Here is a 22,563-nt window from a genome sequence, read left to right as displayed (position 1 = left end):
TTCCATCAAGCTGGCTATAGTGCGTCTCCGATAGTCTTAAATAAATTATAAAGTTAACTACAGATTAAAGTGACCATAAAGATTTTCATTTTAATAATACCATTAAGAAATTAAGAGAAATTAAGCTTTGCTACTTAATGAAACTTAATTTCTTAATGGTGAAAAATATTTTTAAATGTTTAATAGTCGCTTTAATCTGTGGCTTGAAAATAAATTTAACTTGTATCGTAAGTGCTCAGAAAACATTATTTTTATAAAAAATATCGAAATGGAATTAAGCTATTGGGAACTTAAAAATTGGTTTACAAATGTAGATTTCACCATTGTAGGTAGTGGAATTGTAGGTTTGCATGCAGGATTGCGCTTACGCGAAAAATTTCCGAAAGCCAAAATTTTGATTCTCGAGAAAGGAATGTTACCACAAGGAGCCAGTACCAAGAATGCTGGTTTTGCTTGCTTTGGGAGTCTTTCGGAAATAATTGAAGATTTAAAAACACATACCGAAGAAGATGTAATCCAGCTTATCGAAAAACGCTGGAGAGGGTTACAACTATTACGTAAACGTTTAGGAGATTATGCAATCGATTTTAAACCTTATGGAGGATATGAATTATTCTTAAAGGAAGATGAAAATGGATATGACGAATGTTCAAGCAAATTATCCTTTGTAAATGAAATTCTCAGGCCACTTTTTAAAACAGATGTTTTTGCTAAAGAAATAGATCGTTTTGAGTTTAAAGGTATTCATGAGTATTTGGTTTTTAATCCTTTTGAAGGACAAATTGATACTGGTAATATGATGCAGGCATTGCTAAAAGAAGCAATTGAAGCTGATATTTTAATCTTGAATCAACAAACAGTAACTTCCTATTTGGATACTGGAAATAATGTCGAAATAACCTTGAAGGATTTTACTTTTACTACAAATAAAATTCTTTTTGCTACCAACGGATTTGCTAATACACTTACAAACGGTGGAGTTAAACCTGCCAGAGCACAGGTTTTAATTACTGAACCAATTCCTGATTTAGAAATTAAAGGCACATTTCACTTAGATAGAGGGTATTATTATTTTAGGAATGTGGGTAATAGGATTTTATTGGGAGGAGGACGAAACCTGGATTTTGAGACAGAAACTACCACTGAATTTGGGAACACAGAAATAATACAAAATAAATTGGAAGATTTGTTGAAAAATGTAATTTTACCAAATCAAAAAACAGATATCGCTCATAGATGGAGCGGGATAATGGGAGTAGGAAATAGTAAAAATCCTATTGTAACTCAATTATCCGAAAATGTATATTGCGGCGTTCGATTAGGAGGAATGGGAGTAGCAATAGGAAGTTTAATAGGAACAGAATTAGCAGATTTAATATAATGGCAGTAACCAAAAAACCGGCACCAAAAAAACCGGCACCAAAAAAAACAACACCAAGTAAAGCAAAACCAGCAGCGAAAAAGAAAAATCGCTCGTTTGGGAGCAAAATTGCTCGTTTCTTTTTTAAGCTACTTTTATGGTTCTTTGGGGTTTCAATATTTTTTGTAGTTTTCTTTAAATATGTTCCTGTGCCTTTTACGCCTTTAATGGTAATTCGTGGTATTGAAAATAAGTTGGCTGGTAAAGAGAATTATTTTAGTCACGATTGGGAACCAATAGAAAATTTATCGATGAACTTGCAAAAAGCTGTTATTGCAAGTGAAGATGGAACTTTCTTAACACACAATGGTTTTGACTTTAAGGCATTGCAAAAAGCATATAAAAGTAACGAACGCGGCAGAAGAATAAGAGGAGGAAGTACGATATCGCAACAAACTGCCAAAAATGTATTTTTATGGCAAGGGAAAAGCTATTTCCGTAAAGGACTAGAAGCTTATTTTACAGTTTTAATCGAGTTGGTTTGGGGAAAAGAACGTATTATGGAGGTATATCTTAATAGTATCGAAATGGGCGATGGTGTTTATGGAGCTGAGGCTGCAGCGCAACATTGGTACCGTAAGAGCGCAAAGAGTCTTACACCTATACAAGCTGCTGGAATTGCAGCTATCTTGCCAAATCCACGAAAATTTAAAGCAACTGGGTCATCTAGTTATATTAATAAAAGAAAAAATAAGATTGTTAAAGTAATGCGTAGCGTTGGTAAAATTAATTATGATGGTACCAAAAAAGGGACTTAGTATTCTGTTTATTTTAGCAACCACTTTTGTTTTTGCCCAAAGTAGAACCAGTGAGATTGGATTGATTACCGATAATGATTTATATACATCGTCTAAAAATGACATGTATTATACAAATGGATTAGAGCTTTTCTATCGTTTTTTATCAAAGAATGAGAACGAAAAGATAAACAAGAAAATTACAGAATTTCGTCTTGGACAATATATCTATAATCCAAGATTTATTAATCAATCGGCTGTTGATAAAAATGACCGTCCTTTTACAGGATATCTTTTTGTCGAAGCAGGCCGAAGTTTTTTTTATCAAAGCGAATCGGTTTTAAAGACAGATTTTCAATTAGGTTTTATGGGCCCAAATGCTTTAGGAAAAGAAACCCAGGAAAGTTTCCATCATTTAATAGGCTACAAAAATGTATATGGTTGGGAAAATCAGCTTAGTAATGCTTTTGCCGTGCAGGCGCATGTTATGTATTCTAAGAAATTATTCCCAACGAAACACAATGATTTTATTGACCTTCATTTTCAATCTGAAGCGAACCTAGGAACCATTTTTACAGGAGTTTCTACGGGATTATTAACCCGAATAGGCTTTAAGAGATTACTCCCAATTTATGACTCTAATTTGCATGATGCTTCAGTAAGTTTCGAACCACAATTCAATATTAGAGAGTTTTACTTTTACGCCATGCCAAGCGTTAATTATCAATTTTATGATGCTACGATTCAGGGTAGTATGTTTAACAATAATAGCCCAATAACTTTTGATTTAGAACCGCTTCGTTTTAATGCTGAGTTTGGTTTAAAATACCGCCACAATAATTTTAATATGTCTTATTCTTTTATTTACCGTGGCAAAGAATTAAAGGGGGACCCTTATAATACTAATACAGGTTATTTCTTTGGTTCTATTCGATTTGGGTATTTGTTGAAGTAGGACTTATTTTCTTAATGATATTTTGAGTTTATCTTTTTAAAAAAATTAGGAATTGATTTATTTTGATTAGATTAGACTTTGTTTTGAAAAATCTAACTAAGAAAATAACCTATAAATGACTACAAACATACCTAAACAATCTATTAATCAATTAAAAAAAACTCTTGAGAATTTTAAAATTAGCGATGCAATTGAATTGTGTACTAATGAAGCTCAAACACGTAAATTTTTAATTGAACCATTTTTCGAAATGTTAAACTTTGTTTCGAATGATTTAATACCAGAATACAATGCTGATTTTGGTGAACGCATAAGTCAAAAAATTGATTATGCTATTTTGCTAAATAAGAAAGATACAATTTTAGTAGAGGCAAAAAAGTATAATAGTAGATTAAGTGATAAAGAAGCGGGTCAGCTAAACGGGTATTTTAATAATACTAAAAATTCAAGAATTGCGGTATTGACAAATGGAATCGAATATAGATTTTATTCAGATGTTTTGCAGCCAAATGTAATTGATAATAAGCCTTTTTTTGTTTTTAACTTATCTAATTATTCAGATAGAGATTTAGAGACGCTAATTAAGTTTGATAAGAGGTATGTTGTTATTAATGAGATTATTAAAACAGCACAAGAAGCAGTTTTTGTCGAAGATTTTGAAAATAGTCTATTAAAAGAATTGATTGCTCCTTCAAAGGATTTATTGAAAATTATTCATAGAAATATGAATTTTAAAACTAAATTCAATGACGATACTCAAGGTAAAATGATAAGTATGATTAATTCATCTTTATTAAAATCTCTTTATGATAAAAAAGTCATTGCAGAATCAAACTCCAATACTGGTGGAATTATTACAACCGAATCTGAAATTCAAGCATATCATACAATAAGAACATTACTTATTCAAAATAAAAAAATTCCAAATGAAAGAATTTTTTATAGAGATTTTAAAAGCTTCTTTAATATTAGTATTGATGATAATGTCAAAAAAGTGATTTGTAAGTTAGTTTTTAATGATTCAAAGATGAAGATTCTTATTGAAAATAATGAGTATCTGCTAACGAGCATTGATGATGTTTTGAAATATAAAAATGAATTAACTAATAGAACACTTTCTTTGATAGAATAAATAAAAATAAATTAGAGTGAGTACGAAGTCAGGAGACTTCGTACAGCGGATTAAATAAATCATATTGTTTATTTACCATTCCATAAAAACAATAAAATGATTATCTGGATCTTTTAGGAAAAGCACTTTTCCACCAGGAAAATCCCACGGACCTGAAAATGTACCTGCAGGTAATTTTTCGATATCAGATTCATTGCTTTGAGGGAGTTGGTTTTTTATAAGTGTGTCGTATAATTGGTCTACCGATGCTTCATTTATTTCTATATTTCCTTCATTAATAGGTTTTTGTAAGGTGCTTATTTTTAATTCGACATGACTGTTAATCGGTGCAAAGAAGGTTTTTGCTTTATTTGTAAAGACTTCGGTTTTGAAATCAAAAACTTTTTGATAAAAATTAAATGACACTTCGAGATTAGAACTATAAAGCCAGAAATGAATTTTCATACAACTATTTTTAAGTAAAGTTAAATTAGAAAGTCCAGATTTGCAATTTGTATGCACCATCAATATCAAAAAAAGGTTCTTGTAAAATCTAAAACCTCTAATCTAGCCCTGATGGAAACGGCATCCTTTTTATCCGTCTTTTTGCGGATAAAAAGATATAGTGTACAGCGGGAAATAGGTCTTTTATAAATGAAACTTTCTGCTTCTTAAAAAAAAATAAGCCGCAATCACATAAGAGCGATTACGGCTTTATATCTGTCTTTTCTGGAACATTTTTAATTTGTATTTAATTTCTACGTACTAATTCAGAAATATTTAAAAATGTTATATCATAAAAAAACAAATAAATTTTTATATCAATACTCAGACGATTTATATTGAGTAGTTTGTGTTTTGTAATACTATATGTCATAAGACTACTATAGAAACTAATTGTTACAGTGTTAAAGAATTATTTTTATCTTTTTACTTAAAAAATACAACTTACTGTAAGAAAATCGCGTTTTTGCAATAAAAATCACAAGGAGTTGTTTGTGAATTTGTACTAGTGGACAAAAAAAACCGTAAATCATTTAATTTGAAAATAATTTACGGTTTTGAACTCACTTTTATTTGAGCAAGAATTTCTAGATGCTTATTGTTTTATGTAATTTCCAGGCAGATGTCCTTTTGATTCCATTTTTGTATCGGATGTTTTTACAAAGTTAAATCGGATTATGGAACCTTCTTTGCCTTGAGAAAAATCAGATACATATAAATTTGGGCTAGAAGAAATTTCTTGTGGTAATGTATTAGAGAACTTGGTTGTTTGTTTGCTAAAAGAAAAAGAATCACCTATTGTGGTATATTTTATATCACGTGATGTAAAAGTTAATATTGCTCCAGAAGTTTCCTCTTTCCAAGTTCCTTGAATCCAGTTAGGGGGATTAAAAATGCCATAAGTATCTTCATCGTTAGATGAGCAAGAAGTAATAATAAGCATTAAACTAAATAATAGAATAATTTTTTTCATGTATAATAATTAAAAGATTAAATAATGGAAATATAACAAGAGGCTATGTTTTGTTATATTGCTCGGATGGTGAAATTGGTAGACACGCTGGACTTAAAATCCAGTGAACAGCAATGTTCGTGCGGGTTCAAGTCCCGCTCTGAGTACTAAAAACCTCTTCTTTTTGAAGGGGTTTTTTTATTTTACAAAAGTTTGTAATCTTAAAAGTAAACTTAATAATACTTGATTATGAGCTTTGAATAAATCTTCGTTGGTTTTGAAATCAGTAATCTAGAAGTCTGGGGTTTTGTAATCAACAATCTAAAAATTTAAAATATAAATGGGTGCTTTCGTGATAAGTAAGAGGTTTAATGATGAGTATAAATTTGTGTTTACTTCGAGAAAAGGCAAAGTGATATTTACAAGTTTGAGTTACGAGTTGAAGTTTGAGGGTGAAGAGGATATTGAGAAGTTTAAGGCAAATATTGATCAGGCTAGGTTTTTGAAATTTAAAGGTTCTGGTGGTAAGTATTTTTTTAAATTGATGTTGGGTGAGGTTCATTTTGCTACAAGTCGAAAATACACTACAGAATTGCTTTTGCAGAAAGGAGTTAAGGAAATAGTAACTTATGCTGCGAGGTCTGAAACTTTGGATTTTTCATCAAGTGAATCTATTTTTGAAGATGAAGTTGTTGAGGAGGAGATGGAAGATTAGGAAAGCGATAAATTCTAATAAAAAGAAATCCCAAATTCCAATACTGTAAAAGGTTGGGATTTGGGATTTTTTTTTGCTTTTTAAATTCTATTGCTTGAATTTGGACTCAAATGATAGTGAACAGGCGAAGCAATTTTGAAATATTAGAATTTCAAAAATTATAAGCACAAAAAAAACCATCTCAAGGATGGTTTTAAAAATTTTAGAATCTAGGTTCTAATTATTTTTTTGCAGCTTCAGTTGCAGTTTTAGCAGCATCAGTAGCAGTAGCAGCAGCAGAATCAACTACAACAGCAGCAGAATCAACTACAGCAGCAGCAGAATCAACAACAACAGCAGCAGAATCAACTACAGCAGCAGCGTCGTCAGCAGGAGCAGCGTCAGCTTTTTTACAAGATACAACAGTTAAAACAGCAACAACAGCTAAACTTAAAAATACTTTTTTCATCTTACTTTATTATAAAAGGTTAATTATTAATTCGTGGCAAAGATATAAATTTTTTAATATGTAAAATATTTTTTTATTTTTTTTTTAAAATATTCTTCGTTGCCTACGTTTATCTTATTATCAATTAACGTGCCAAAAACGTTAAAAAGCTTTTAGAGGTAATGAATTAATGTTTAAAGGGGTGTTTTTTAGTAAAAGGTACTCGGCAAGACTAGTAAATACGGTACTTTTTTATTTTTTATTGGATTAATCTCTGTAGAAATGGATTGATATTGGTTGTGAAAATTTGAAATTCTAATTTATTTTATCTGGAAACAGTCGAAAAATTATGATTTGAATAACATGTTTTATGATAATTTAGGGAGAGAGATTAAATAGTACTCATAATTTTATCGGTAGCTCCCTTCTTGTTTTGAACGTAAGACTTGCAAATTAATCCTTTCTCGTTAAAGTGGTTTTTATCTGTAATAAGGTTGTTGAATTCTTTTTTCAGTTCTTCCGTAGTAGTAATAGATATGCAGCCTCCTAATTGTACAAGTTCTGTGGCTTCGGCAAAATGGGAATAATTTGGTCCAATTATAATAGGAAGGCCAAAAGTTGCAGGCTCGAGAATATTATGAACGCCAGGATTTCCGAAACCACCGCCTACATAAGCAATCGTTGCGTAGCTATATATCTTGGTTAGTATTCCGACAGTATCAATTATAAATACATCATAATCTGCTAGGTTCTTGCCTTCTTTTTCAGAAAACAGAATTGTCTTCTTAGTAATAGATTGTTGTAGCGCAGTAATTTGTTCTGGTTTGATATTATGTGGAGCGATAATAAATTTTACACGCTCTTGGGTAGTATTGATGTATTTTGTTAGTAAAACTTCGTCTTTAGGCCATGAACTACCAATAACAATAGTAGTTGTGTTGTTTTTAAACTCAGCAATAAAATCTAAAGTATTATCACGTTCCAAAATAGCAACAACACGATCAAATCGGGTATCACCCGAAATAATTACGTTCTTATATCCGATAGATTCAATTTTGTTTTTGGAGCTTTCGTTTTGAACAAAAAAATAAGTAAAGGCATCAAGCGCTTTTTTATAAAAACCACCATACCATTTAAAGAATATCTGATTGTCTCTAAAAATTCCCGAAACTAAATAAGTAGGGATATTGTTTTTCTTTAGTTCATTAAGGTAGTTTAGCCAGAACTCATATTTGATAAAGAATACCATTTCTGGGTGAGCAAGTTTTAGAAATTGCTTAGCATTATATTTAGTGTCCAATGGCAAATAAAGCGTTACATCAGCAACAGTATTATTCTTTCTGACTTCATAACCTGAAGGAGAAAAGAAAGTAACAATGATTTTATGAGAAGGGTATTTTTCTTTTACTTTTTCAATAACGGGTAATCCTTGCTCGTATTCGCCTAGTGAAGCAGCGTGAAACCAAATCGTTTTGTCTGAGGGTTTTATCTTTTCTTTAAGGATAGTAAAAACATCTTTTCTTCCGTTTACAAAAAGTCTAATTTTTGGACTAAAAAGGGCTACTATTTTTAATAAAAAGGCTACAACAAAAACGATTAGATTGTATAGAAAAAGCATAGTTAAATATTTGGGGCTAAAATACGTTTCTTTCAATTATTTTCATTGGTTTAAACTCATTAAATAACTATTTTTGTTGCTCGTTTTCGGAAGTATTATTTTGAAGGTCAATAGAAATGTGGCTTTCTTTATTCGGGAACGCAAACTTTAAATTAGAATATCGAAATGAAAAAAATTCAAATGGTTGACTTAAAAAGTCAATATGATAAAATAAAAGTAGCTGTAAATGCTTCAATTCAAGACGTTTTAGATACAAATACATATATTAATGGGCCATTAGTTCATGAATTCCAGAAAAATCTTGAAACCTATTTAGGAGTAAAACATGTTATACCTTGTGCAAACGGTACAGATGCATTGCAAATCGCAATGATGGGGTTGGATTTAAAACCAGGAGATGAAGTTATTACTGCCGATTTTACTTTTGCTGCCACTGTAGAGGTGATTGCTTTGTTGCAATTAACTCCAGTTTTAGTAGATGTTGAGATGGATAGTATGAACATTTCTATCGATGCAATTAAAAAAGCAATTACTCCAAAAACTAAAGCAATCGTTCCGGTACATTTGTTCGGACGTGCTGCTAATATGGATGCAATTATGGATCTTGCCAAGGAACATAATTTGTATGTAATCGAAGATAATGCACAAGCAATAGGAGCTGATTATGTTTCTAAATCTGGTGCAAAAACCAAAGTAGGAGTTATGGGGCATGTAGCTGCAACTTCTTTCTTTCCATCTAAAAACTTAGGTTGTTATGGAGATGGTGGAGCAATTTTTACAAATGATGATGCTTTGGCACACATTATTCGTGGAATTGTAAATCACGGAATGTATGAGCGTTACCATCATGATGTAGTGGGTGTAAATTCACGTTTAGATAGTATTCAGGCAGGAGTTTTAAATGTAAAACTTCCATTATTAGATGAATATAATAAAGCACGTCGTGAAGCAGCAACTAAGTATAATGCTGCATTAGCGGGTCATGCTAACATTATTACGCCTTCATTTAATGCTAACGAAAACGACCACGTTTTTCATCAATATACTTTGCGAATTATAAATGCAGACAGAAACGGATTGTTGCAACATTTACAGGATAAAGGAATTCCTTGTGCAATTTATTATCCAATTCCGTTGCATTCGCAAAAAGCATATGTAGATGTTCGTTATAAAGAAGAATATTTCCCAGTAACTAATCAATTGGTACAAGAAGTATTGTCGTTGCCAATGCATACTGAGCTTGACGATGAGCAAATTAAATTCATTACTGATAGTGTAATTGAATTTTTAAAATAAACCAGACTAAATAAATAGCTAAAAAACAACCAGGAAATGAAAGTATTAGTAACAGGGGGATTAGGATTTATCGGTTCGCATACCGTAGTCGAATTGCAAAATGAAGGCTTTGAAGTTGTAATAATTGATAATCTTTCTAATTCTTCAGAAGATGTTTTAAAAGGTATTGTAGCCATTACAGGTAAAACGCCTTTATTCGAAAAATTAGATTTAAGAGAAAAGGCTGCAGTGCAAAACTTCTTTAAGAAATATAATGATGTTACTGGGGTAATTCATTTTGCGGCATCAAAAGCGGTTGGAGAAAGTGTTGAAAATCCACTTTTGTACTACGAAAACAATATTAGTAGCTTGGTGTATCTTTTACAAGAGTTACAGCAAAAACCTGAAGCTAGTTTTATATTTAGTTCTTCTTGTACGGTTTACGGTCAAGCCGAAAAAATGCCAATTACAGAAGATGCTCCTGTGCAACAACCAATATCTCCTTATGGAAATACCAAGAAAATTGGTGAAGAAATTATTAGAGATACTGCAAAAGCAACTAATATCAATGCTATTTTATTGCGTTATTTTAATCCGATTGGAGCGCATCCATCAACAGAAATTGGAGAGTTACCGATTGGAGTTCCTCAAAATTTAGTTCCTTTTATTACACAAACCGGAATCGGATTGCGTCAGGAGTTATCAGTTTATGGAGATGATTATCCTACAACTGATGGTACTTGTGTTCGTGATTATATTCATGTCGTTGATTTAGCAAAAGCGCATGTTGTGGCTCTGCAAAGATTATTGACTAAAAAGAATCTGGATAAAGTAGAAACATTTAATCTGGGTACAGGAAAAGGAAGTTCTGTTCTTGAGGTGATTACAAGCTTTGAAAAGGTAAGCGATAAAAAATTACCATACAAAATTGTAGCGCGAAGAGAAGGTGATATTACTGAGGCCTATGCAAATACAGCAAAAGCTAATGATGTGCTGGGATGGAAAGCTCAATCAACGCTTGATGAAGCGATGAAGAGCGCTTGGAAATGGGAAGAAAAGATAAGAAATAAAGTTTCTTAATTTAAAATAGATAGTATTTTAAAAGTCCCAAATTATAGCATTATAATTTGGGACTTTTTTATTTAAAAGACATAGTATTAGCGATGCAACAAAAGCCAGATTATAAATTATATCTCTGCATGGCAACAGTAGGGATTGTGTGGGGAACAACTTTTTTAGGAATCAGGGTTGCGGTAGAAACAATTCCGCCATGGTTTGTAACCTCTATTCGTCAGGGTTTAGCAGGATTAATAGCAATGACTATTTTACTGTTTAAAAAAGAATTAAAATGGATTGGTTGGGAGAATTTTAAACACCAATTAATTCCAGCTTTATTAATGATTGTAATTGCAAATGGTTTTACTACAGTTGCGGAACAAACTTTACCGAGTGGGTTAGCATCTATAATGAGTGCTCTATCACCTGTACTTATTTTTATAGGAAGTGTTTTATTCGGATTGCAAAAGCCAAGCTTAAAAGGTGTTATAGGAGTAATAATTGGTTTTACAGGAGTTGTTTTTATTTTTAAAGATGGACTTGGTTCGTTTTTAGATTCGAATTACCAACACGGACTTATATTTATGAGTTTAGCAATTTTAGGTTGGGCGGCAGGTACAATTTATACAAAGACTCACGCTCATAAATCGAATAATATTACGCTGAATTTATTTTATCAGTTTACTATTGCTACTTTGGTTCAGTTGGTTTTGGCATTTATTTTTTCTCCAAATCCAGATGTGAGTTTATGGAGTACGAGAAGTATTTTTGCAGCTTTGTATTTGTCTGTTTTTGGATCAATACTTGCTTTTTTCTCCTATCATTATGCTTTAAAACGAGTTACGGCTATTCAGGTTTCTATTTTGTCTTACTTTAATACTATAATTGCAGTTTTTCTGGGGTGGTTATTGTTGGACGAAGTAATTACTGTCGATTTTATTATAGCTACAGCGCTTATTATATCAGGAGTTTTTATTATCAACTATAAAAAGAAAGAAAAAAAGATTGTATAAAAATCTTATTTCTAATTAAATAGAAATCCCAAATTATTATTTATGATAGTTTGGGATTTTTTGTTTAATGTAAAATGTTGTAAATTTGACAGTTAAATAAAATTATCATGAATGCTAAAAAAGAAAACTCCAAAATAAACAAAGTCGAAGAACCTTCGGTTGAATATGAGGTTTCTAAAGCTAAATTTAAGGGAATCGACAGGGCTACTTTTGATTTTGATGAAGAGATGAAAAAAGGATATACGCCCGAAGAATTTAAGGCTGAAATGCTTAAAAGAATAAAAGCATATCCTTGGGAAAAATAATTTTCGAACAAACTGTTCTAGAATATTTTGATAAATTGGTTTTTACTCTTTTTGTTGAAGAATATTTCAGTTATCCTAAAAGTGCTCAACTTTATGTTGATAAAATTGTAGATTTTATAATTCTGGAAATTTCTAGTTTCCCTCATAAGGTAACACCAAAAAGACTACAATCCTTAGGTTCAAATTACATTTTCTATAAAGTAAATAAAAGAACTACATGGTTTATTTTCTTCGAAAAGCAGAATGAAAACTTCTTGATTACGGGAATTTTAAATAATCATTGCGAAGAAGCAAATGTTTTGTAAATTTATTTTTATTGTAAAATTATATAACTGATACTTAACTCAGTGCTAACGTTTGTTGAGTGAAAATGGCATTTATTTGCTGAAAATATAAACTATGAACTCATTTCAAATTTTAAAAAGTACAATTTTCTTAAGTGCTGTAATTTTGTTATTGGCTTGTGATATGAATGATGATAATCAAACGCCCGAAAATGGAAAATATCCTACTTTAACAGGTGCAAATCCTATTGTAGTGGCGCACCGTGGTGCATCGGGTTATTTGCCAGAGCATACAATCGAAGGATATACAAAAGCTATAGAAATGGGTGCCGATTTTATAGAGCCCGATTTAGTAATGACGAAAGATGGACAACTAGTAGTTCGTCATGAACCAATGTTATCCGGAACTACAAATGTGTCAGAAATTCCAGCTTTTGCTTCTAAAAAAACTACCAAAAATATTGATGGTGCAATGATAACCGATTGGTTTGTTTCTGATTTTACTTTGGCAGAAATAAAACAATTAAAAGCAAAACAAGCTTTTGCGGAGCGTTCTCAAGCGTATAATAATAAATATTCGATTCCAACATTTGCAGAAGTTATTGCTTTAGCAAAACAAAAATCAGCACAATCAGGACGTGTTATAGGGATTTATCCTGAAACAAAACACCCTTCTTTTCATGAAGCATTAGGTTTAAAAATCACAGATAAGCTATTAGAAATGTTAACTGCTGAAGGTTGGAACAGTGCTTCATCTCCAGTTTATATTCAGTCGTTTGAAGTTTCTAATTTGCAATATATCAGAAGTAAGTCAACGGTTAAAATTATCCAGTTGTTAAGTTGCTATGATGTGGCTTTAAATGGAGATTTAATTTTTACAGTTCCCGAAGGAGAGATTATTTCTGATGGAAAACCGTATGATTGGCATTTAAAAGGAGACACTAGAGATTACGGATTTTTTAGAACTCAGGAAGGTTTGGATTTTGTTAAAACCTACGCAACAGGAATTGGTCCTTGGAAGCCTTTTATTATTCCTTATAAAGGAACAGATGTAAATAAAGATGGAAAGGCTGATGATATAAATGCTGATGGTAAAGTAGATGACGCTGATAAAGAAGCCTTGTCGCCAACAACTTTAATTTCAGATGCGCATAAAAAAGGATTACTGGTACATGCTTATACGTTTAGAAATGAAGGGAAACGATTGTTGAGTAATTATAAAAATAACCCAACTTTAGAATATCAGGCATTCTATAAATTAGGATTGGATGGTGTGTTTTCTGACTTTACAGATACAGCCGTTCAGGCGAGATAATTTGCTTTTTGATATGAACTCTAATTCTGCAAGGTGTTTTTTAAGTCTTGTAGGTATGATATAATGTATATTCTAAATACCTAACAGGTTTTTAAAACCTGTTAGGATAATGTAGAGTTGTTATTTCGGATCGAAAGTTTGCGGGATTTTTTGGTTTTCTTTTTCTTTATCAAAAATCCAAGATATAATCCACCATCTTCCTTCGTTATAATAAAGTTGTATACTGTTAATGCCTCTTCGGGCAACAGGACCGTTTTTTACTAATCGAGTTTCGTAAGTGCTCCAAACGTGCGCAATATTTCCAAACACACGAACTTCTCTGTTTGTTTCATTTTCATAGAAAGCTGTTTTTGCAACCATATCATCCGTTTCTTTGTGAAACTCTTTAAGAGTCATAGTAGTATGTTGTAGTTTTCCTGCGGCGTTTTCTAATGGAAAAGAATAGATAGCATTTGTGTCATGAAGCGAAAGGTCGCGTTCCCATTGTCTTTTTTCGCCAGCTTCTCCAGAAACGGCTTCGTATGTAGCTTTCATAATTCCATTAATAGTAGCTACATCTTCCTTTAGAGGGTATTTTTGCGCATTCGAAATTTGTGTAGTCATAATAATAGTAAATGTGATTTTTAAAATTGCTTTAATCATTACTGAATTGTTTAATGTTCAGGCAAATGAAAACAAAGTATAAAGCACATGAAACTATTTTATACAGTAGTGTGTAAATACTACACATACTGCTTGTTTTTTTATGTAGATGGTTATAGCATAAATTTATCGAGAGCAGTATTTAGACATTCTTTGTAGGTTTTGCCAATGGTGATTTTGTTTCCCTTGGCAATAATATGATTATCTTCTATGCTGTCAATATTAGTTAAATTGACTATTGATGAATTATGAACTCTCATAAATTCTTTGGGTAATACATCGATTAATTCTTTTAGAGATTTGTAATAGGTGTATTTTGTGTTGTCTACAGTTATTATTTGTACATAATTCCCTAAGCCTACAATAACAGCGATAGTATCAAAGTATAGTTTAATTATCTTTTTATCGGTTTTTATGAATGTGAATTTTTCAGATGTCATTGTGGTTTTGTGATTTGTGTGGATTTTCAAAATTACACAAATACTATTGTATTGATGATGTGGATAATAAAAAAATCCCCACAAACATATGCTTGTGAGGATTCTATTTGTATTGACAATTTTTAGACTGACTACTTAAAACTGTAACTACGACTTAAAATTATGCATTCGCCGTAACAGCTTCTTTATCAATTTTTCCAATTAATCCAGCTAAAACTTTTCCTGGACCTACTTCTGTAAATAAAGTAGCACCATCAGCAATCATTTGTTGTACAGATTGTGTCCATTTTACAGGAGCTGTAAGCTGAATGATTAAATTCTTTTTTATTTCGTTTGCATCAGAAACTGCACTTGCAGTTACGTTTTGATATACAGGACAAATAGGAGTAGAGAAAGTTGTTGCTTCAATCGCAGCAGCTAATTCTTCTCTTGCAGGTTCCATCATTGGAGAGTGAAAAGCTCCTCCAACAGGTAATATTAAAGCGCGTTTTGCTCCAGCAGCTTTCATTGCTTCACAAGCTTTTTCAACAGCACTAGTTTCACCAGAAATTACTAATTGTCCAGGACAGTTATAGTTTGCTGCAACTACAATTCCGTCTATCGAAGCACAAACTTCTTCCACTACATTATCTGCTAATCCTAAAACTGCAGCCATTGTAGATGGAGTAATTTCGCATGCTTTTTGCATTGCCAAAGCACGTTGAGAAACTAATTTTAATCCGTCTTCAAAAGACAAAGTACCGTTTGCAACTAGAGCAGAAAATTCTCCTAAAGAGTGACCTGCTACCATTTCTGGTTTAAAATCTTCTCCCAAAGTTTTGGCTAAAATAACCGAATGCAAGAATACAGCAGGCTGGGTTACTTTGGTTTCTTTTAGTTCTTCGGCAGTACCTTCGAACATGATATCTGTGATTCTGAAACCTAATATTTCATTAGCTCTTTCAAATAATTCTTTGGCTAAAGCCGAATTTTCATATAAGTCTTTGCCCATTCCTGTAAATTGTGCGCCTTGACCTGGAAATACGTATGCTTTCATTTCTTTTAATTTAAAAATTTAGTGATTCTAAGATTGAAAAATTAGTTTCAATTGAAAGACAAAAATACTATTTTTTTTAGCTTGAATAATTCTTAAACATATAAATCCACAACAATCTCGAAAGTCGGATATTAAAGAAAGAAAAAGCAATAATCACTACGGCAATAATTGGAATGATTCTTAAATCGAAATTTTTTTCAAAGAAAAATTGAGCAATGCAATAAGTAGCAATGCCTTGTGCTACAGTTAGTCCATAGCTCATATACATGGCGCCAAAAAAGAAACCAGGTTCTTTCTCGAATTTAAAACCACATTCACTACAAGTTTTGTGCATTTTTGGAAATTTGAATGTGAAAAATATATTTTTCTCATCTAGAACTTTTCCTTTGTGACAATTAGGACATTCATTTCTTAAAACATGGGTGATCATATATGACATAATTGATTCATTTTTTATTATATACAAAGATACCGCGCTGGTTTTCAATTCTGTTTTTATATCTTCGCTTATTATAGCACAATAAAGACATTTATACCCATGAAAAAGTATCCAATTTATAGCGTTACCAATTTTAGTTGTAATGATACGAGGAGTGATTTTTATGTTAATTCGTTTACCGAACATTTAAAAACACACAGTTTTGTCGAGAAGCCACATCGTCATGATTCCTATTTAATGGTTTTGTTTACGGATGGTTCTGGAATTCATGAGATTGATTTTGATAGATTTGATATAAAAAAAGGAAGTTTGTTTTTACTTCAGCCAGGACAAATCCATTTTTGGAGTTTAGCACAAGATATTGAAGGATATGTTGTAATCTTCTCTCAGGAAATGTACAACCTGTATTTTGGTCAAAAAAAAATTAATGATTATGCTTTTTACAGTTCGATAAATAATAAACCTCAAGTTTATTTTGATGCCGATTCTATAAAAGGAATTGCACCTTATTTTGAGTTGTTAATGCGAGAAAGTAAGCAGAAGAATAAATACCAGTTGGATAAAATGCTTAATCTTTTAGATTCAATTCATATAGAAATTGCAAGGAAATATGATGATTCTGATGTTCATGAAGTGCATCCTTATAACATAAAAATAAAGAAATTTGAAGAGCTTTTGGAACTTCATTTTAAGACTAATAAATCGCCTTCATTTTACGCTGAACAATTGCATATTACCTTAAAGCATCTTAATAGAATATGTAATGATATTTTAAAAAAAACTGCGACAGAAGTAATTACAGATCGAGTTGTTTTGGAGATAAAAAGAATGCTAATTGATAAACAACTAGCGGTAAATGAAATTGCAGAAGAAGTTGGGTATGATGATTATTCGTATTTCTCTAGAGTCTTTAAAAAATATACCAACTTATCGCCAACTGAGTTTAGGAATTTGAAGAAGTAGCTTTTTTTGAGAGGTGAGGGAAGCAAGATGTTAGAAGCAAGATAAGAGAAGTAAGATGTTAGAAGTAAGATGAGATGAGAGATGCGATAAGCTAGATGTAAGGTAAAAACGGTTGTCAGGCTGAGCGGAGTCGAAGCCTCGGAATGTGAGTAAGTAATAGAATTACAATCGCAAATCTCATGGTAAATAGAACGCAGATTAAACGGATTCACAAAAGTGAAGACACGGATAAAAACGGATTTTTTCAAATAACGGTTGTTACGTCCTGTTTGTAGAGGCGCACCGCAGTGCGTCTTCATAATATAATTCCGCAAACATTCGGTGTTGTTTAGAAAATACAAAAAAAACAAAACCCTATACTTCTTTCAAAGCATAGGGTTTTAACCAAATTAAATACTAAAATTTATGTAGGGATAATTATTGTTTTGCAAATTGCAATTCGATGTTCAAACGAACATCATCGCTTACTAAAACTCCACCAGCTTCTAATGCTGAGTTCCAGTTTAATCCCCAATCTTTACGGTTGATTTTTCCTGTAATATTCAAACCAACTTTTGTGTTTCCCCATGGGTCAGTCATGATTCCGCTAAATTCTACCGGAAGGTTAACTTGTTTTTCAACACCTCTGATGTCTAAATTACCAGTAAGTTCGTAATTACCATCGTCTATTTTTGTAAATGAACTAGATTTAAAAGTCATTTTTGGACTGTTTTCTATATCAAAGAAATCAGCACTTCTTAAATGATTGTCTCTATCTGTGTTTCCGGTATCAATAGATTTGATGTCTGCAGAAAAAGTAATCGCTGCGTTCTCAAAGTTATTCTCATTGCTTGCAATAGTAGCTTCATAGTCATTAAATTTACCTGAAACATTAGTAAACATCATGTGTTTTACTTTAAAACCAATTTCTGAGTGTGTTGGGTCAATTGCCCATTTTGTAGTTGCCATAATTTTTTGTTTTTATTTATTAAATAATAGTTTTATATAATGTTGAATTAATAATTTACTTGCATCGGAATTTCCATTAATAAAAATTCCGCATCGGTATTTGCAGTAATATTTGCTGTTTTAAAATCTTTGATTCCTATTGCATCACGAGTATTTAATTCTTGCCCGTTGATGGTTACGTTTCCTTTTAAAATAAAAGCATATAAACCGTTTCCTTCTTTTTTAACTGAATACTCTGTTGTGGTTCCAGCATCAAAATTCCCCATATGAAACCAAGCGTCTTGATGAATCCAAACTCCAGTATCATCAGGATTCGGAGATAATACTTGCTGTAATTTATTATGTCTGTCTTCTGTTTTTAAAGAAATTTGTTGGTAACGTGGAGTTACATTGCGTTTGTTTGGGAACAACCAAATCTGTAATAATTTAGTTTGTTTATCTGCGTTTGGATTAAACTCACTATGTTGGATCCCTGTTCCGGCACTCATTACCTGGATATCTCCATGTTTAATGATTTCGGTATTTCCCATGCTGTCTTTATGAGCTAAATCTCCTTCTAGCGGAATGGTAATAATCTCCATATTATCGTGAGGATGCGTGCCAAAACCCATTCCTGCTGCAATAGTATCATCGTTTAAAACGCGAAGTGCTCCAAATTGTATACGCTCTGAATCGTAATAGGTTGCGAAACTAAAACTGTGATATGCATTTAACCAACCGTGGTTTGCATTTCCACGAGTTTCGGCTTTGTGTATTACTATATTTTCCATGATTGTTTGTGTTTGTTGTTATTTGATAGGGCAAATTTACAACCAAAGGAAAGGGAGAGCACTTAACCTAGATTAAGAAATGAATTTTTTTGAGGTTCAGAGGTTTTTTGAGAGGTTCAGAGGGGCAAAGGTTCAAAGGTTTTGAGTTGCTGAGGCTCTGAGGTTCTGAGTGATAAAGAAACAAAGGCTTGTTTTACCGCATAAAGCAGCCATAACCTAGCCATAACCTAACCGGAACATTGTCAGAGATGACAAGATTGTGTGAAAATCTAAGAAATCTAATGTCTAAGAAGTCTAGAAATCTAATTTAACTATATTTCGCTATATACTGCTGTACCACTAAATCGGTATTTTCGTGGCGTTTCTTGTTTTCAAGTTGAGTTGGAGGCGAGGCTCTTTGTAAGCAATTTTTTACAGCGCAAGTTTCGCAAGTAACACCAACTATTTGTTTTACGACTGGTTTAGCTTCTATAAACTTAAATTTCTTTTTCATGGCTGGAGTAATCAAGATTCCAACCGAAATACTTCGGATACAGTTTTCTACAAAAGGATCTTTGGTAGCCGATGAAAAAACCAAATATTCGTTTCCGCTATTCTCATAACTCGAAATTTGAGCGTCAAAGAAATGCGCTTTGTTTTGTTTAATCGCTTCGTCAATGGTTTTAATAGAAACCCATCGGCGGCAATAATGCTCATTCATTTCATTAGCATGAGGTTCTTGCTGATTGGTAATATGAAGTTCTTTTTTTATTTGATACGTTCCCGAGCCTATATGATGGGACATTCTCAGGAAGAATAAATTCTTTAAATGAAAATCCTTTGGCAAAAGATTGGTTAATCTTTGGTAAAATGATTCAGGCGAAACATTGAATTTTTCGATTAAAACAACAAACTCTTCAGGTCTTGGATGCTCTTTGGTTAAGAAAAGATTAATGTCATCTATTAATAATTTTCTAGGTAATAATAATGCTCCAGCAAAATAGGAAGCGTAAAAATTATGCAAGACCTGATCAAAATTATCAAACTTTATCCAGCTGAAGGTCAGTAATCTGTCGGTTATCTCTAAGTAATTATAAGCTATTTCTTTGGCTAATATAAAAGCCCTTTGTGGATCATCTATTTCTTTAGAAAGTAATAAAGTTTTGCTTTTAGGAACATAAATAGATCGTAAATCGCCCAAAGCTTCCTGATCTTTAAAGAAGAGTTCTTTAATTGTATAACCGTATTCTTCTTTTAGAATGGCACTTAACTCAAGAGTTGAAATTTGATTTTCAAGATTAATCTGGAATGATTTTGAGAAAGCAACTACTTTATTTTCTAAATCTTCAAAGTAATTTGTGTGTGCTTCTTGGTAGGAACGCAATGATGCCAAGAAAAAACTTTCCCGACTTAAATTATAGTGTTGTGCAATTTCTATTATGGTGCTAATAAAGGCATTGACTTTTGCAGGAGCATTAGCAATAATATCAATTAAATCGTTTTCATGGATTCCAAAAAGCTCTAACGGAATTTCTTTTAAAATACCAGATTTTAAAATTTCGCCTATCGGTGCCAAGTTGTTATCTAGTTTCAAAGAAACCATTTGATCGTAACTTATGTCAAGATTTTCGCACAAGAGTAAAATCTTATCAGTCTTCGGATATTTCTTTCCTTTTTCTATTTCGTTCAAATAGGATTTAGAAAGGTTCGTGAGTTTGGCTAAGCCAAATAACGAAAGGTTTTTTTGCGTGCGAACCTGTTTTAATTTAAGTCCGAAAATAAGCTTGATATAGTCTTTTTCAATGTCCATAACTCAAAAATACGCATTATAAAAATAATCGCCAAAAAAATATTTTTAATATTTAGCGAACGTTCGCTTGTTTTGTATTGAACTTTTTTATAACATTGTCGTATAAAATGTATTAGCTATGAAAAACCAATTGGAAATTACAGAGACGGCAATGGAGTTTTTAGCCGAAAAAAACAATTCTTATACTGCTATCTGGACAGATGAAGCAGTAGCTTTTATAACAGAATTGCATCGAAAATTTGATTCTCAACGTAAACTATTACTGTTTCAGAGAGAGCAGAAACAAATTTTATTTGATCAAGGCGTCATGCCAACTTTTCCAGTTGAAACTAAATTAGTCAGAGAAGATAATTGGACAGCAGGATCCATTCCTAAAGATTTATTGGATAGGAGAGTAGAGATTACAGGGCCAGTTGATAGAAAAATGATTATCAATGCCCTTAATTCTGGTGCGAAAACATTCATGGCTGATTTTGAAGATAGTACTTCTCCAACATGGGGAAATTTAATGAGCGGACAAGTAAACTTAATCGATGCTGTAAATAAAACTATCAGTTTGACCGATGAGGTTAAAAACAAAACCTATCAGTTAAATGAAAATATCGCGACTTTAATTGTTCGACCTAGAGGAATACATCTTAATGAGAAACATGTTCTGGTAGAGGGTCAGGAAGTTTCAGGGTCATTGGTAGATTTTGGTTTGTATGTTTTTCATAATCATAAAAAATTACTTGAAAACGGAACAGCACCTTATTTCTATATTCCAAAATTAGAACATTATCTAGAAGCACGTTGGTGGAATAACGTGATTGAATTTACTCAGAACTATTTAAGAATTCCTCAAGGAACGATTAAAGTTACGGTTCTTATAGAAACGATAACGGCAAGTTTTCAGCTGGACGAAATTATATTCGAATTAAAAAATCATATTGTTGGATTAAACTGTGGTCGTTGGGATTATATCTTTTCGTACATAAAAAAATTCCACAAACATCCTTCATTTTTAGTTCCGGATAGAGATCAGGTAAATATGACTTCTCCTTTTATGAAAGCGTATTCTAATCTGGTAATTCAGAGATGTCATAAAAGAGGTATTCACGCAATTGGAGGAATGGCAGCTCAAATTCCGATTAAGAATAATGATGAGGCTAATGCTATCGCTTTCGCGAAAGTAAAAGCCGATAAAGAGCGTGAGGTTCGTAACGGTCACGACGGAACATGGGTAGCACATCCAGATTTGGTTTCATTAGCAAAAGAGATATTTGATGCAGGAATGCCAACACCAAATCAGATTCATATAACAAGACCGCATCTTACAATTACCGAGCAAGATTTGCTTGAAGTGCCAAATGGTACTATAACTGAAGAAGGAGTTCGAAAAAATATTAATGTGGGAGTTTTGTATCTGGCTTCCTGGCTTAACGGACAAGGTGCAGCGGCTATACATAATTTAATGGAAGATGCGGCAACAGCAGAGATTTCGAGATCGCAATTGTGGCAATGGTTATATAACAAAGTGGTTTTGGATAATGGAAAGCAGTTGAATCTTGCCTATTATCACAAATTAGCTTTAGATGAATTCAGTAAAATTAAAAAGGAATTGGGCGAAGAAAACTATGAAAAACGCTGGTTTCCTTTGGCTGAAAAAGTACTGGAAAGGTTGGTTATAACTCTCGACTTTGAAAACTTTCTTACTATCCCATGTTACAAATATCTATAATGATTAAAAATTAAAAATTGAGAATTAAAAATTAAAAATATTTTTTCACGCAGATTTAGCAGGTAACGCAGATTTTTAATTTAAAATCTATGGATTTAAAAAAAAATCAGAGTAGCAATAAAAAAAACT

General features: G+C 32.1%; 24 protein-coding genes and 1 tRNA gene. 14 read left to right on the top strand and 11 right to left on the bottom strand.

All coding sequences use genetic code 11. The annotated features are described in order from the left end of the window. Positions 1 to 268: 268 nt before the first annotated feature. The 4 genes from B8T70_RS17595 (at position 269) to B8T70_RS17580 (ending at position 4,244) form a co-directional block, all read left to right on the top strand. A complete protein-coding gene (locus B8T70_RS17595) occupies positions 269 to 1,381 on the top strand; it encodes an FAD-binding oxidoreductase (protein ID WP_086895675.1) in 1,113 nt (370 codons plus the stop codon). Further along, positions 1,381 to 2,178 (top strand): monofunctional biosynthetic peptidoglycan transglycosylase, encoded by a 798-nt coding sequence (gene mtgA / locus B8T70_RS17590; protein ID WP_086895674.1) that lies wholly within the window; start codon positions 1,381 to 1,383, stop codon positions 2,176 to 2,178. The genes B8T70_RS17595 and mtgA overlap by 1 nt, the downstream gene beginning before the upstream one ends. Beyond that, the gene (locus B8T70_RS17585) at positions 2,153 to 3,112 is read left to right on the top strand and encodes a lipid A deacylase LpxR family protein (RefSeq protein ID WP_369827408.1); all 960 of its coding nucleotides are present in this window, start codon (positions 2,153 to 2,155) and stop codon (positions 3,110 to 3,112) included. The genes mtgA and B8T70_RS17585 overlap by 26 nt, the downstream gene beginning before the upstream one ends. A 115-nt stretch (positions 3,113 to 3,227) precedes the next feature. Continuing rightward, the gene (locus B8T70_RS17580; RefSeq protein ID WP_086895673.1) at positions 3,228 to 4,244 is read left to right on the top strand and encodes a type I restriction enzyme HsdR N-terminal domain-containing protein; all 1,017 of its coding nucleotides are present in this window, start codon (positions 3,228 to 3,230) and stop codon (positions 4,242 to 4,244) included. Positions 4,245 to 4,316: 72 nt separating this feature from the next. Here B8T70_RS17580 and B8T70_RS17575 read toward each other — a convergent pair whose 3' ends face one another. Beyond that, a complete protein-coding gene (locus tag B8T70_RS17575) occupies positions 4,317 to 4,688 on the bottom strand; it encodes a hypothetical protein (RefSeq protein WP_123912125.1) in 372 nt (123 codons plus the stop codon). 634 nt (positions 4,689 to 5,322) lie between these two features. Further along, positions 5,323 to 5,700, bottom strand: a complete 378-nt coding sequence (locus B8T70_RS17570) for a membrane lipoprotein lipid attachment site-containing protein (protein WP_086895671.1) — start codon at positions 5,698 to 5,700, stop codon at positions 5,323 to 5,325. A 60-nt stretch (positions 5,701 to 5,760) separates the two neighbouring features. On the opposite strand from B8T70_RS17570, the gene B8T70_RS17565 reads away from it, so the two are divergent. Together B8T70_RS17565 and B8T70_RS17560 are read left to right on the top strand one after the other, a co-directional pair. Further along, a tRNA-Leu gene (locus B8T70_RS17565) sits at positions 5,761 to 5,846 on the top strand. Positions 5,847 to 6,019: 173 nt separating this feature from the next. After that, entirely contained in the window at positions 6,020 to 6,394 is a 375-nt protein-coding gene (locus B8T70_RS17560) for a hypothetical protein (protein ID WP_039118511.1), read from the top strand. Between the two features lie 220 nt (positions 6,395 to 6,614). Here B8T70_RS17560 and B8T70_RS17555 read toward each other — a convergent pair whose 3' ends face one another. Together B8T70_RS17555 and B8T70_RS17550 are read right to left on the bottom strand one after the other, a co-directional pair. Next, complete coding sequence (locus tag B8T70_RS17555; RefSeq protein WP_035617948.1) at positions 6,615 to 6,842, bottom strand: hypothetical protein; 228 nt, start codon at positions 6,840 to 6,842, stop codon at positions 6,615 to 6,617. 370 nt (positions 6,843 to 7,212) lie between these two features. Further along, entirely contained in the window at positions 7,213 to 8,439 is a 1,227-nt protein-coding gene (locus B8T70_RS17550; RefSeq protein WP_086895670.1) for a 3-deoxy-D-manno-octulosonic acid transferase, read from the bottom strand. A 165-nt stretch (positions 8,440 to 8,604) separates the two neighbouring features. Here B8T70_RS17550 and B8T70_RS17545 point away from each other — a divergent pair, with 165 nt between their 5' ends. From B8T70_RS17545 to B8T70_RS17520, 6 genes are all read left to right on the top strand, one after another. Next, a complete protein-coding gene (locus B8T70_RS17545; RefSeq protein WP_086895669.1) occupies positions 8,605 to 9,735 on the top strand; it encodes a DegT/DnrJ/EryC1/StrS aminotransferase family protein in 1,131 nt (376 codons plus the stop codon). Between the two features lie 36 nt (positions 9,736 to 9,771). Further along, positions 9,772 to 10,794 (top strand): UDP-glucose 4-epimerase GalE, encoded by a 1,023-nt coding sequence (gene galE / locus B8T70_RS17540; protein ID WP_086895668.1) that lies wholly within the window; start codon positions 9,772 to 9,774, stop codon positions 10,792 to 10,794. 83 nt (positions 10,795 to 10,877) lie between these two features. After that, complete coding sequence (locus B8T70_RS17535) at positions 10,878 to 11,783, top strand: DMT family transporter (protein WP_039118506.1); 906 nt, start codon at positions 10,878 to 10,880, stop codon at positions 11,781 to 11,783. A gap of 107 nt (positions 11,784 to 11,890) precedes the next feature. Beyond that, positions 11,891 to 12,088: a hypothetical protein gene (locus B8T70_RS17530; protein ID WP_086895667.1), complete on the top strand. Its 198-nt coding sequence runs from the start codon at positions 11,891 to 11,893 to the stop codon at positions 12,086 to 12,088. After that, complete coding sequence (locus B8T70_RS17525; RefSeq protein ID WP_086895666.1) at positions 12,076 to 12,393, top strand: hypothetical protein; 318 nt, start codon at positions 12,076 to 12,078, stop codon at positions 12,391 to 12,393. Before B8T70_RS17530 ends, B8T70_RS17525 begins: the two co-directional genes overlap by 13 nt. 94 nt (positions 12,394 to 12,487) lie before the next feature. Beyond that, a complete protein-coding gene (locus B8T70_RS17520; RefSeq protein WP_086895665.1) occupies positions 12,488 to 13,687 on the top strand; it encodes a glycerophosphodiester phosphodiesterase in 1,200 nt (399 codons plus the stop codon). 120 nt (positions 13,688 to 13,807) lie between these two features. Here B8T70_RS17520 and B8T70_RS17515 read toward each other — a convergent pair whose 3' ends face one another. The 4 genes from B8T70_RS17515 to B8T70_RS17500 form a co-directional block, all read right to left on the bottom strand. Further along, positions 13,808 to 14,329, bottom strand: coding sequence for a hypothetical protein (locus B8T70_RS17515; protein ID WP_242667515.1), 522 nt, complete (start codon positions 14,327 to 14,329; stop codon positions 13,808 to 13,810). Between the two features lie 113 nt (positions 14,330 to 14,442). Beyond that, positions 14,443 to 14,769 carry a LytTR family DNA-binding domain-containing protein gene (locus B8T70_RS17510; RefSeq protein ID WP_086895664.1) on the bottom strand — a complete coding sequence of 109 codons (327 nt, stop codon included), beginning with the start codon at positions 14,767 to 14,769 and terminating at the stop codon, positions 14,443 to 14,445. Between the two features lie 160 nt (positions 14,770 to 14,929). Beyond that, positions 14,930 to 15,805, bottom strand: coding sequence for an ACP S-malonyltransferase (gene fabD / locus B8T70_RS17505; protein WP_086895663.1), 876 nt, complete (start codon positions 15,803 to 15,805; stop codon positions 14,930 to 14,932). 76 nt (positions 15,806 to 15,881) lie between these two features. Then, positions 15,882 to 16,244, bottom strand: coding sequence for a DUF983 domain-containing protein (locus B8T70_RS17500; protein ID WP_039114773.1), 363 nt, complete (start codon positions 16,242 to 16,244; stop codon positions 15,882 to 15,884). Between the two features lie 99 nt (positions 16,245 to 16,343). Here B8T70_RS17500 and B8T70_RS17495 point away from each other — a divergent pair, with 99 nt between their 5' ends. Continuing rightward, complete coding sequence (locus tag B8T70_RS17495; protein ID WP_039114772.1) at positions 16,344 to 17,207, top strand: AraC family transcriptional regulator; 864 nt, start codon at positions 16,344 to 16,346, stop codon at positions 17,205 to 17,207. A 417-nt stretch (positions 17,208 to 17,624) separates the two neighbouring features. On the opposite strand, the gene B8T70_RS17490 is transcribed toward B8T70_RS17495, so the two are convergent. The 3 genes from B8T70_RS17490 to B8T70_RS17480 all read right to left on the bottom strand — a co-directional run bounded on the left by B8T70_RS17490 (position 17,625) and on the right by B8T70_RS17480 (position 20,714). Then, positions 17,625 to 18,155, bottom strand: a complete 531-nt coding sequence (locus tag B8T70_RS17490) for a YceI family protein (protein ID WP_086895662.1) — start codon at positions 18,153 to 18,155, stop codon at positions 17,625 to 17,627. Positions 18,156 to 18,202: 47 nt separating this feature from the next. Then, positions 18,203 to 18,925, bottom strand: a complete 723-nt coding sequence (locus B8T70_RS17485) for a pirin family protein (RefSeq protein WP_086895661.1) — start codon at positions 18,923 to 18,925, stop codon at positions 18,203 to 18,205. Between the two features lie 307 nt (positions 18,926 to 19,232). After that, the gene (locus B8T70_RS17480) at positions 19,233 to 20,714 is read right to left on the bottom strand and encodes a helix-turn-helix domain-containing protein (protein WP_086895660.1); all 1,482 of its coding nucleotides are present in this window, start codon (positions 20,712 to 20,714) and stop codon (positions 19,233 to 19,235) included. 118 nt (positions 20,715 to 20,832) lie between these two features. Between B8T70_RS17480 and aceB the strand changes: the two genes are divergently transcribed. After that, entirely contained in the window at positions 20,833 to 22,434 is a 1,602-nt protein-coding gene (aceB, locus tag B8T70_RS17475) for a malate synthase A (protein ID WP_086895659.1), read from the top strand. The last annotated feature ends 129 nt before the right edge of the window (positions 22,435 to 22,563 follow it).

This window comes from Flavobacterium sp. AJR (assembly GCF_002156885.1).
GTDB lineage: Bacteria > Bacteroidota > Bacteroidia > Flavobacteriales > Flavobacteriaceae > Flavobacterium.
The sequence above is the reverse complement of the archived record's forward strand: the minus strand, read 5'-3'. Positions and strand labels throughout refer to the sequence as shown.

Excerpts from the sequence above, each read along its gene's own strand:
- B8T70_RS17595 (WP_086895675.1), top strand. The coding sequence starts at position 269 with ATGGAATTAAGCTATTGGGAACTTAAAAATTGGTTTACAAATGTAGAT.
- mtgA (WP_086895674.1), top strand. The coding sequence starts at position 1,381 with ATGGCAGTAACCAAAAAACCGGCACCAAAAAAACCGGCACCAAAAAAA.
- B8T70_RS17585 (WP_369827408.1), top strand. The coding sequence starts at position 2,153 with ATGATGGTACCAAAAAAGGGACTTAGTATTCTGTTTATTTTAGCAACC.
- B8T70_RS17580 (WP_086895673.1), top strand. The coding sequence starts at position 3,228 with ATGACTACAAACATACCTAAACAATCTATTAATCAATTAAAAAAAACT.
- B8T70_RS17575 (WP_123912125.1), bottom strand. The coding sequence starts at position 4,688 with ATGAAAATTCATTTCTGGCTTTATAGTTCTAATCTCGAAGTGTCATTT.
- B8T70_RS17570 (WP_086895671.1), bottom strand. The coding sequence starts at position 5,700 with ATGAAAAAAATTATTCTATTATTTAGTTTAATGCTTATTATTACTTCT.
- B8T70_RS17560 (WP_039118511.1), top strand. The coding sequence starts at position 6,020 with ATGGGTGCTTTCGTGATAAGTAAGAGGTTTAATGATGAGTATAAATTT.
- B8T70_RS17555 (WP_035617948.1), bottom strand. The coding sequence starts at position 6,842 with ATGAAAAAAGTATTTTTAAGTTTAGCTGTTGTTGCTGTTTTAACTGTT.
- B8T70_RS17550 (WP_086895670.1), bottom strand. The coding sequence starts at position 8,439 with ATGCTTTTTCTATACAATCTAATCGTTTTTGTTGTAGCCTTTTTATTA.
- B8T70_RS17545 (WP_086895669.1), top strand. The coding sequence starts at position 8,605 with ATGAAAAAAATTCAAATGGTTGACTTAAAAAGTCAATATGATAAAATA.
- galE (WP_086895668.1), top strand. The coding sequence starts at position 9,772 with ATGAAAGTATTAGTAACAGGGGGATTAGGATTTATCGGTTCGCATACC.
- B8T70_RS17535 (WP_039118506.1), top strand. The coding sequence starts at position 10,878 with ATGCAACAAAAGCCAGATTATAAATTATATCTCTGCATGGCAACAGTA.
- B8T70_RS17530 (WP_086895667.1), top strand. The coding sequence starts at position 11,891 with ATGAATGCTAAAAAAGAAAACTCCAAAATAAACAAAGTCGAAGAACCT.
- B8T70_RS17520 (WP_086895665.1), top strand. The coding sequence starts at position 12,488 with ATGAACTCATTTCAAATTTTAAAAAGTACAATTTTCTTAAGTGCTGTA.
- B8T70_RS17515 (WP_242667515.1), bottom strand. The coding sequence starts at position 14,329 with ATGATTAAAGCAATTTTAAAAATCACATTTACTATTATTATGACTACA.
- B8T70_RS17510 (WP_086895664.1), bottom strand. The coding sequence starts at position 14,769 with ATGACATCTGAAAAATTCACATTCATAAAAACCGATAAAAAGATAATT.
- fabD (WP_086895663.1), bottom strand. The coding sequence starts at position 15,805 with ATGAAAGCATACGTATTTCCAGGTCAAGGCGCACAATTTACAGGAATG.
- B8T70_RS17500 (WP_039114773.1), bottom strand. The coding sequence starts at position 16,244 with ATGTCATATATGATCACCCATGTTTTAAGAAATGAATGTCCTAATTGT.
- B8T70_RS17495 (WP_039114772.1), top strand. The coding sequence starts at position 16,344 with ATGAAAAAGTATCCAATTTATAGCGTTACCAATTTTAGTTGTAATGAT.
- B8T70_RS17490 (WP_086895662.1), bottom strand. The coding sequence starts at position 18,155 with ATGGCAACTACAAAATGGGCAATTGACCCAACACACTCAGAAATTGGT.
- B8T70_RS17485 (WP_086895661.1), bottom strand. The coding sequence starts at position 18,925 with ATGGAAAATATAGTAATACACAAAGCCGAAACTCGTGGAAATGCAAAC.
- B8T70_RS17480 (WP_086895660.1), bottom strand. The coding sequence starts at position 20,714 with ATGGACATTGAAAAAGACTATATCAAGCTTATTTTCGGACTTAAATTA.
- aceB (WP_086895659.1), top strand. The coding sequence starts at position 20,833 with ATGAAAAACCAATTGGAAATTACAGAGACGGCAATGGAGTTTTTAGCC.